Below are 8,807 nucleotides of genomic sequence, written 5' to 3'. Positions count from 1 at the left end.
CCCCAGGCCGCGCGCGCGGGCGCGGGGCGGACAACGCGGCCCCGCCACCCCGGCCCCCCTGGGCACGTCAGGGCAGCCCGGGCCCGCGGGCCGCCCGGAGGACGGCGCGCGCGACCGCGTCCTGCGTGCGCCCGGGCCCCGGGCGCCTGCGGCGAAGGCGCGGACGGCCGAGGGGCGCGGCCGGGCCCCGGGCGCCCCCTCCGGACGGAGCCAGGGCGCGGTCTCGGCGCGGAGTGAGGGCGCGGCGGAGGCCGAACCGCTGATGGACCGGCCTCCGTTGCCCCGGCGGCGCCGTCAGGCGCACCTGGCGCCGGAGCTGCGCGAGCCCCCGCAGCCGGCCGGACGCGCTCGCGACGAAGGCGGGCACGATCCGGGTCTGATGGCGGCCTTCCGCCGGGGCAGCACCCTCGCGCACGGCATCGACCACCCGGCCGGCGGGCCTCCGCCGCCTGATCCAGGAGAAGAGCGCGACCATGGCGAGTGAAACCCACGCCCCCCAGGCCCCTCGGATCTCCCCCGCGCCTCGGAACCCCCCGGTCTCCGAGGCGCAGCACACCGACCTGTCCTGGCTGTTGGCCGGTCTGGTGGAACGGGTGCCGCACGCGAGCAGCGCGCTGCTGCTGTCGGCCGACGGGCTGGTGAAAGCGGTGCACGGTCTGGAGCCGGACACCGCCGACCACATGGCGGCGCTCTCCTCGGGGTTGTACGCGCTGGCCCGCAGCCTGGGAGCGCGCATGGCGGGCGGTGACGGGGTGCGGCAGGTGGTGGTCGAACTCGACCGGTCGTTGCTCTGCGTGACGCGGGCGGGGCAGGGGGCCTGCCTGGCGGTGCTGGCCCGGCGGGAGGTGGACGCGGCGGTGCTGGGGTACGAGATGGCGATGCTCGTCAAACGGGTCCGCACCCTGCTGTCGACCCCCGCGCGGCAGCCAGGGCCTGCGTGAGCGGACCCCGTGCGCACCCCGCCTCCGCCACCGCCGGTGCACCCGCCTCCTGGCCCGGTGCACCCGCCTCCTGGCCCGGTGCACCCGCCGCCGGGCTTGCCGCTGGGCCCGCCGCCCGGTCCGCCTCCGTCGCCGCCGGATGGGGAGGCGCCGTCGTCGAGCGAGGGCGCTGGGCCGCAGTTCGACGAGGCAGCGGGGCGGCTGGGGCGTCCCTACACGGCGAGCGGCGGACGTACCCGGCCGACCACCGCGTTCGAGCTGACCACGCTCGTGCGGGCCACGGGGGGCAGGCCACTGCGCTACTTCGGCCCCGAACACCGGCGGCTGCTCCAGCTGGTGGCGGGCGGTGCCCTCTCGGTGGCCGAGCTCGCCGCGCATCTGCGGTTGCCCGTGGTGGTGACCAAGGTCGTGCTCTGCGATCTCTTCGACAGCGGTGCCGTCGCGGTGCGTGCGCCGGCGCGGGTGGGCGCCGGTCACGGGCCGGTGGAACGCGAGCTGCTGGAGGCGGTGTTGGAGGGGCTGCGCCGGAGACTTTGACGAGCTCATGATGAGAGAAGTTGTGCGGAACCGTTGTTTCTGCTTGGTCTCTGTGGTGTCTTGTGGGTTATGGAAGCGAAGCCCTGGGCACGACGGAGTTTTCTGGCGGCAAGTGGCGGCGTTCTCGCGGGTTATGCCGCCTTCTCGGAACAGAAGGCGGCCTTCGCGGCCGGACGGAGACCGGCCGCGTCCCGCAGCGGACGGGAGTGGGACGCCGACCCCACCACCTTCGAGATCAACCGGGAACCGGCGCGCGCGGTCCTGGTCCCCTACCGCGACACCAAGTCCGCGCTGCGCGGCGGGCGGGAGCACTCGCCGTACCACAGGTCGTTGAACGGCGACTGGCGTTTCCGCTGGTCCGAGAACCCCGACAAGCGACCCGAGGGGTTCCACCGCACCGACTACGACGACGGCGACTGGGACCGCCTCCCCGTCCCCTCCAACTGGGAACTGCACGGCTACCGCGAGCCCATCTACCTCAACGTCCGCTACCCGTGGATCGGGTACGAGGAGCCCGAGCCGCCCGCGGTGCCCAAGGAGTTCAACCCGGTCGGCTCCTACCGGCGCACCTTCACCGTGCCGCGCGACTGGGACGGCAGGCGCACCCTCCTCTCCTTCCAAGGGGTGAAGTCCGCCTTCTTCGTGTGGGTGAACGGCCGGCAGGTGGGCTACAGCGAGGACAGCTACACCCCGGCCGAGTTCGACGTCAGCGAGTACCTGGAGCGCGGCGAGAACACCCTGGCCGTGGAGGTCTACCGCTGGTCGGACGGCAGTTGGCTGGAGGACCAGGACATGATCGACCTGTCCGGGATCTTCCGCGACGTCTACCTGTACTCGGTACCGCGCGTGCACCTGCACGACGTGGAGGTCCGCACCGCACTCGACGACGCGCTCACCAGCGCGGAGCTGACCGTGCGCACCCGCGTGCGGGACACCACCGGCGGCACCGTCGGCACGTACACCGTCACCGGCGTCCTCTACGACGCGGACGGGCGCCGGGTGGAGACCGGGCGGCTGAGCGGTACCGTACGGCCGCCCGCGGGCGGCATCGCCGACGTCGACCTGACGGGCACGGTGCGCCGCCCGGCGCTGTGGTCCGCCGAGCGTCCCGCCCTCTACACCCTCGTGCTGACGGTCGAGGGGCCCGGTGGCGGCAGGAGCGAGATCCAGCGGGTGCGGTTCGGCTTCCGCAAGCTGACCTTCGGCCCCGGCAAGCTGGAGATCAACGGCAGGCCGCTCGTCTTCGCGGGCACCAACCGGCACGAGTCCGACCCGGACCACGGGCAGGCCGTACCGGAGAAGACGATGCTGCGCGACATCGAACTGATGAAGCGGAACAACATCAACGCCGTCCGCACCTCGCACTACCCCAACGCCACCCGCTGGCTGGAGCTGTGCGACGAACACGGGCTCTACGTCGTCGACGAGGCCAACCTGGAGACCCACGGCGTCCGCGACACCGTCCCCGGGTCCCTCCCCGAGTGGACCGAGGCCTGTCTGGACCGGGCGCGCAGCATGGTCGAGCGCGACAAGAACCACGCCTGCGTGGTGATGTGGTCGCTGGGCAACGAGGCGGGCGGCGGCGACAACTTCGCGAAGATGGCCGACTGGATCCACGAGCGCGACGCGAGCCGCCCCGTGCACTACGAGGGCATGAACTCCGTGGCGGACGTCGAGAGCCGGATGTACGCGCCGCCCTCCGAGGTCGAGAAGTACGGCGAGTCGGGCAACCCGAAGCCGTTCCTGCTGTGCGAGTACGCGCACTCGATGGGCAACAGCACCGGCAACCTCAAGGAGTACTGGGACCTCTTCGAGAAGTACCCCAACCTGCACGGCGGCTTCATCTGGGACTGGGTCGACCAGGCGATCCGCAAGCCCGTGCCCGGCGACGCGTCCCGCACCTACCTCTCCTACGGCGGTGACTGGGTGAAGGACTATCCCACCGACGGCAACTTCTGCTGCAACGGGGTCATCCGCTCCGACCGCGAGGCGGAGCCGGAGCTGGCCGAGGTCAAACACGTCTACCAGCGCATCGCGTTCCTGGGGAAGAAGGCGGCCGAGGGCGAGGTCGAGGTCGTCAACAAGCAGCTGTTCCTCGGGCTCGACGCCTACGAGCTGCGCTGGGAGGTCACCCGCGACGGCGAGCGGCAGCAGCACGGCACGGCCAAGCCGCCCGCCGCGGGACCCGGGGAGACGGGCACCGTGCGCCTCCCGCTCCGCCGCCCAGGCAAGCCCGCGCCCGGTGCCGAGTACTGGCTCAACCTCTCCCTCGTACTGCGCCACGGCACCTCCTGGGCCAAGGCCGGGCACGAGGTGGCCACCGGGCAGCTCCAGCTGAAGGACTGGCAGACCCCGGCGCCGCAGGAACCCGGCGACGAGGAGCTGCCGCCCGTCGAGTACGAGGAGAGCGGCAAGCAGGTCACCGTCACAGGGCGGGACTTCACCCTCACCCTGGACAAGGCCGGCGGCACTCTGACCGACTTCCGGCACAAGGGCGCGGTCGTGCTCGCGGCGGGCCCCGTGCCCAACTTCTGGCGCGGTCCCACCGACAACGACATCGGCCGCGGCTTCCACAAGACGGCGGCCACCTGGAAGGAGGCGGGGGCCAAGCGGACCACCGACGAGGTGAAGGTGGCCAGGAAGAACCGCTCCGTCGTCACGATCGAGGTCCGCAGCACCCTGCCGACCTCGCCGGCGGCCTCGGCGTTCACCACCGTCTTCACCGTGCGCGGGGACGGCGAGGTCCGTGTCGCCCACACGCTGGAGCCCGGCGCGGGCCTGCCCGACCTGCCGATGGTCGGCGCGCTGCTCACCCTGCCCGCGGGGCGGTCCGTCTTCACCTGGTACGGGCGCGGCCCCCAGGAGAACTACTGGGACCGCCGCACGGGTGCCGCCGTGGGCCGCTACCGCTCGAGTGTCGAGGAGCAGTTCACCCCGTACGTGCGGCCGCAGCAGTGCGGCAACGTCACCGGCGTGCGCTGGGGCGAGCTGAGCGGCAAGGACGGCGCCGGGCTGCGGGTGAGCACCGAGCCGGGCGACCATCTGGAGCTGAGCGCGCTGCGGTACACCCCGGCCGACCTGGACGGGCCCCGGCACCCGCACGAGCTCACCCCGCGCAAGGAGACCGTGCTCGGCGTCAACCACCGCCAGATGGGGCTCGGCGGCAACGACTCCTGGGGCGCGGCGCCACTGGAGCAGTACCTCCTTCACGCGGACCGCACCTACCGCTACGGTTACCGCCTGCGCGCGGTGTGACGACCGGCGCTCAGGTGGCAGGCGAGCACAGGTGAGCGGGAAGGGGCTGGACGTGACGGACCGGCGGGACGACTTCACGACCGTGGCGGACGGGACGCGGGTGGCGACCTACACCTGGCTTCCCGAGGGGGACGTACGCGCCCTCGTGCAGCTCGCGCACGGCGCCGCCGAACACGCCCAGCGCTACGACCGCTTCGCCCGCTTCCTGACCCGGAACGGGTACGCCGTCGTCGCCTCCGACAACCGGGGGCACGGGGCGACGGCGCAGTTCACCGGCGGCTTGGGCGCCGTCGGTGAGGAAGGCTGGCGCGCCACGGTCGCCGACCTCAAGGAGATCGGCGACCGGGCGCGTGCCCACCTGCCCTCCGACGCGCCCCGCTTCCTCCTCGGGCACAGCCTGGGCTCCCAGCTGGCCCGCGACTACGCCCAGGAGTACGGCGCGGAGCTGTCGGGGCTCGTGCTCTCCGGCACCTTCCGGTCCCTGCCGGGGACCGAGACCGAGAGCGCGATCCGGCGGCTGGAGCGGGAGATCGCCGACGGGGGCAGGAACGCGCCCTCGGACTTCACCGGTGAGCTGTTCGCCTCGTTCAACGACGCGTTCCCCCACCGCACGGGATACGAATGGCTCTCCCGCGACGAGGCGGAGGTGGACGCCTACGTCGAGGACGAGCGCTGCGGCTTCTCCTTCAGCGCGGGGCTGTCCCTGGACTGGGTGACCGCCAACCGCAAGATCAACGATCCGGAGCAGTTCGCCCGCATCCCCCGTGAGCTTCCCGTCCACGTCGCCGTGGGCGAGCTGGACCCCTGCCACCAGCGCATGACGCTCGTCTACGAACTGCTGGAGGACTTCCGCCACCTGGGCTCGCACGACCTGAGCTGGCACGCGTACGAGGGCGCCCGGCACGAGATCCTCAACGAGACGAACAAGGACGAGGTCCAGGCGGACCTGCTGGAGTGGTTCGAGAGCCACCTGGACCTCGGGCCGTAGCCGCTGCCGGGCGCGCTACCCCGCCCGCGCCCAGTCCTTGGCGAACTCGCCGGGCGGGGCCGGACGCGCGTAGTACCAGCCCTGCGCCGTGTCGCAGCCGAGCTGCCGCAACTGGTCCGCCTGGCTCTCGGTCTCGACGCCCTCCACCGTCACGGCCAGGCCGAGCGCGTGGGCGAGGGAGACGATGCCCTCGACGAAGGTCAGGTCCACCGGGTCCGCCGGGTGGCGCTGGAGCCCCTGGGTGAAGGAACGGTCCAGCTTGAGCGTGGTCGCGGGCAGCCTGCGCAGGTTGGCCAGGTTGGAGTAGCCGGTCCCGAAGTCGTCCAGCGCGATGTCCACGCCCAACTCGGCCAACTGCCACAGCGGCTTGAGCTCGTCCTCGTCGGCGCTGATCAGCGCCGACTCGGTGACCTCCAGGCACAGCGACGAGGGCGCCACCCCGGCGGACTCCAGCACCGCGATGGTGTCCGGCACCAGGTCGGGGTGGTGCAACTGCCTGGGGGAGAGGTTGACGTTGACGCGCAGCGGCTGCCCGCCGGCCCACGTGCAGGCCTGGGAGACGGCCTGTTCCAGCACCCAGCGGCCCAGCGGCACGATGAGTCCGGTGTGTTCGGCCAGCGGGATGAAGCGGTCGGGGCCGAGACGGCCGTGCACGGGGTGCTTCCAGCGGACCAGCGCCTCGGCGCCGTCCACCTGCCCGTCGCTCATCCGGATCAGCGGCTGGTACTCCAGGAAGAACTCGTCGCGCTCCAGCGCCCCCGGCAGGTGGTTGGTGAGGCTGTGCCGGTCGATGGCGCGGGCCTCGGAGTCCGGGTCGGCCAGCGCATAGCGGTTGCCCCCGGCGTCCTTGGCCCGGTACATCGTGATGTCGGCACTGCGCAGCACCTCGGCGGGCTCCAGCCGGCCCGAGGCGCCCTCCACGATGCCGATGCTGGCGCGTACGGACAGCTCGCGTCCGTCGACGCTGATCGGAGTGGCCAGTGCCGCCAGCAGGGAGCGCGCCAGGCAGGTGACCTCCTCGGTGTCCAGCGGGTCGGACATCAGCACCACGAACTCGTCCCCGCCGATCCGGGCCACCAGGTGGGCCGGCGCGGTGGTGCAGGAGTGCAGGCGCTCGGCGACCGCGACCAGGAGCTGATCGCCCACCGCGTGTCCGAGGCTGTCGTTGACGGCTTTGAAGCCGTCGATGTCCAGGTAGCACAGCCCGAACCTGCGCACCCCGCCGCCGGGGCTGAGGATCCGCTCGAGCCGCTCGGCGAACAGCGTGCGGTTCGGCAGCCCTGTCAGCTCGTCGTGGGTGGCCTCGTAGCGCAGCCGCAGATGCAGCAGGCGCCGCTCGGTGATGTCCTCCATGAGGGCGAGCTGATAGCGCGGTTCGCCCTCGGCGTCCCGCAGCAGGGAGACGGTCAGGTTGGTCCACAAAACGGTGCCGTCGGGACGCTGGTAGGGCTTCTCCACCCGGAAGTGGTCGCGTCGTCCGCGGGCCAGCTCGCGGTGGAGGCGCCACACCTCGGGGGCGTCGTCGGGGTGCACCCAGTCGTTGAGGTTGCGGCGGCGCATCTCCTCCTCGGAGCGCCCGAACATCCGGGCCAGCGCGCCGTTGGCGTCCCGCAGCCGGCCGCTCATGTCCGCGATGCCGATGCCGATGGTGGCGTCCTCGAAGACGGCGCGGAAGCGGGTCTCGGAGGCGTGCAGCGCCTCCTCGACGGCGGTCTGCGCGGCCAGCGCCGCCCGCGAGAGGGCTTCCTGCTCCGCCAGGGTGCGCTCGCGGACCGCGTAGGCGAACCCGGCGGCGAGCGCGTGCTGGAGCCGGGCGCAGCGGGAGCGGGCCTCGTCGACACCGAGCGCGCCGGGGGCGCCGGCGGCGGGCGCGAGCCCGGCCGCGTAGAGCACGAGGTAGGACTCGACCACGCCGAGAACGTGCGGGAGCGCGTCGGGGCTGGTGCAGTGCGCCTCGTCCACCAGCGCCTGGCCGACCTCGCGGCCCGCCGAGGGCGTGAACGGGTGGGCGTGCAGTGCCTCGCCGAGCCGGACGGCGAGCGGGTGGAGGAAGTCCTCCAGTTCGGCGCGGCTGAGGGAGGTCTGGGTCGCCGGATAGAGCGTGCGGCTCCAGATCCGGGCGAATCTGCGCAGCCCGTCTTCGCCGTCCTCGCGGTCGTCCCCGCGTTCGTTCTGCTCAGTCACGCGGCGCTTCCCGCCTTACGGCCGATTCCGGCGAAGCCACCGGAGACGGTGGACTCCTCGTACTCCGGCGGGCCGTCGGGCCGCCACCGCGGCACCGGGACCAGGCCGGGCTCGACCATCTCGAAGTCCTCGAAGAACCGCTGGATCTGCTCCTTCGTGCGGATCACCAGCGGGGCGTTCGCCGTGCTGTAGACCTCCTTGAGGCCGGCCCCGCCGTCGCGTCTGGGCCCCGCCTCGGGGGAGCCGTGCGAGAGCACCAGCAGGCTGCCGGGCGCGAGGTGGCGGGCGAGTTCGGCGAGGTACCGGCCCGGCTCGTCGCGGTCCTCGACGAAGTGCAGCAGCGCCACGAGCATCAGGGCGACGGGCTGCCGCAGGTCGAGCAGGTTCTCCACCTCGGAGGACTCCATGATGTCCTGCGGGGAGCGGAAGTCCGCCGAGACGATGCCCACGCGCCGCTCGCCCTGGAGCACGGCGCGGCTGTGCGCGACCGCCACCGGGTCGTTGTCGACGTAGACGACGCGGGCCTGCCGCTCCAGCGCGTGCGCCACCTCGTGCACGTTGCCGAAGGTGGGGATGCCCGAGCCGATGTCGAGGAACTGGGTGACGCCTTCTTGGAGTGCGAAGCGGATGGCGCGGCGCATGAACGCGCGGTTGGTCTGCATGATCTTCGGCAGCCCGGGCCACGCCTGGATCGCCCGGCGTGCCGCCTCCCGGTCGACCTCGAAGTTGTGCGAGCCGCCGAGGTAGTAGTCGTACATCCGCGACACGCTCGGCACCGTGAGGTCGATGCCATGGGGGGCCCAGGCGGGACGTTCCATCGAGGGGTCTCCAGCTCGCTGCGTTCACCGGGGAGTTCCGGTCGGGCCCATGAGGCTAACGACCGGGGAGCGGCGCACGGAAGG

Annotated in this window: 6 protein-coding genes and 1 pseudogene; 5 read left to right on the top strand and 2 right to left on the bottom strand. The window is 72.5% G+C overall.

From position 1 onward, the window contains the following. From AB8Z75_RS08815 to AB8Z75_RS08795, 5 genes and pseudogenes are all read left to right on the top strand, one after another. Window positions 1-484, top strand: a pseudogene (locus tag AB8Z75_RS08815) (hypothetical protein); the annotation flags it as partial. Further along, the gene (locus tag AB8Z75_RS08810) at window positions 474-941 is read left to right on the top strand and encodes a roadblock/LC7 domain-containing protein (RefSeq protein WP_369200845.1); all 468 of its coding nucleotides are present in this window, start codon (window positions 474-476) and stop codon (window positions 939-941) included. The pseudogene AB8Z75_RS08815 and the gene AB8Z75_RS08810, both read left to right, overlap by 11 nt. A 201-nt stretch (window positions 942-1,142) precedes the next feature. Further along, the gene (locus tag AB8Z75_RS08805) at window positions 1,143-1,478 is read left to right on the top strand and encodes a DUF742 domain-containing protein (RefSeq protein ID WP_369200852.1); all 336 of its coding nucleotides are present in this window, start codon (window positions 1,143-1,145) and stop codon (window positions 1,476-1,478) included. A 69-nt stretch (window positions 1,479-1,547) separates the two neighbouring features. Further along, window positions 1,548-4,733 (top strand): glycoside hydrolase family 2 TIM barrel-domain containing protein, encoded by a 3,186-nt coding sequence (locus AB8Z75_RS08800; RefSeq protein WP_369200844.1) that lies wholly within the window; start codon window positions 1,548-1,550, stop codon window positions 4,731-4,733. A 52-nt stretch (window positions 4,734-4,785) separates the two neighbouring features. Beyond that, window positions 4,786-5,721 carry an alpha/beta fold hydrolase gene (locus AB8Z75_RS08795; protein ID WP_369200851.1) on the top strand — a complete coding sequence of 312 codons (936 nt, stop codon included), beginning with the start codon at window positions 4,786-4,788 and terminating at the stop codon, window positions 5,719-5,721. A 15-nt stretch (window positions 5,722-5,736) separates the two neighbouring features. Here AB8Z75_RS08795 and AB8Z75_RS08790 read toward each other — a convergent pair whose 3' ends face one another. Both AB8Z75_RS08790 and AB8Z75_RS08785 read right to left on the bottom strand, forming a co-directional pair. Next, on the bottom strand, window positions 5,737-7,905 hold the full coding sequence (locus AB8Z75_RS08790) for a putative bifunctional diguanylate cyclase/phosphodiesterase (protein ID WP_369200843.1): 2,169 nt from the start codon (window positions 7,903-7,905) through the stop codon (window positions 5,737-5,739). After that, on the bottom strand, window positions 7,902-8,723 hold the full coding sequence (locus AB8Z75_RS08785; protein WP_369200842.1) for an SAM-dependent methyltransferase: 822 nt from the start codon (window positions 8,721-8,723) through the stop codon (window positions 7,902-7,904). The genes AB8Z75_RS08790 and AB8Z75_RS08785 overlap by 4 nt, the downstream gene beginning before the upstream one ends. Between the last annotated feature and the right edge of the window lie 84 nt (window positions 8,724-8,807).

It is taken from the genome of Streptomyces sp. PU-14G (genome assembly GCF_041028275.1).
Taxonomy (GTDB): Bacteria; Actinomycetota; Actinomycetes; order Streptomycetales; family Streptomycetaceae; genus Streptomyces.
Note: the sequence above shows the minus strand (reverse complement) of the source record. Positions and strands in the feature narration are given on the sequence as shown.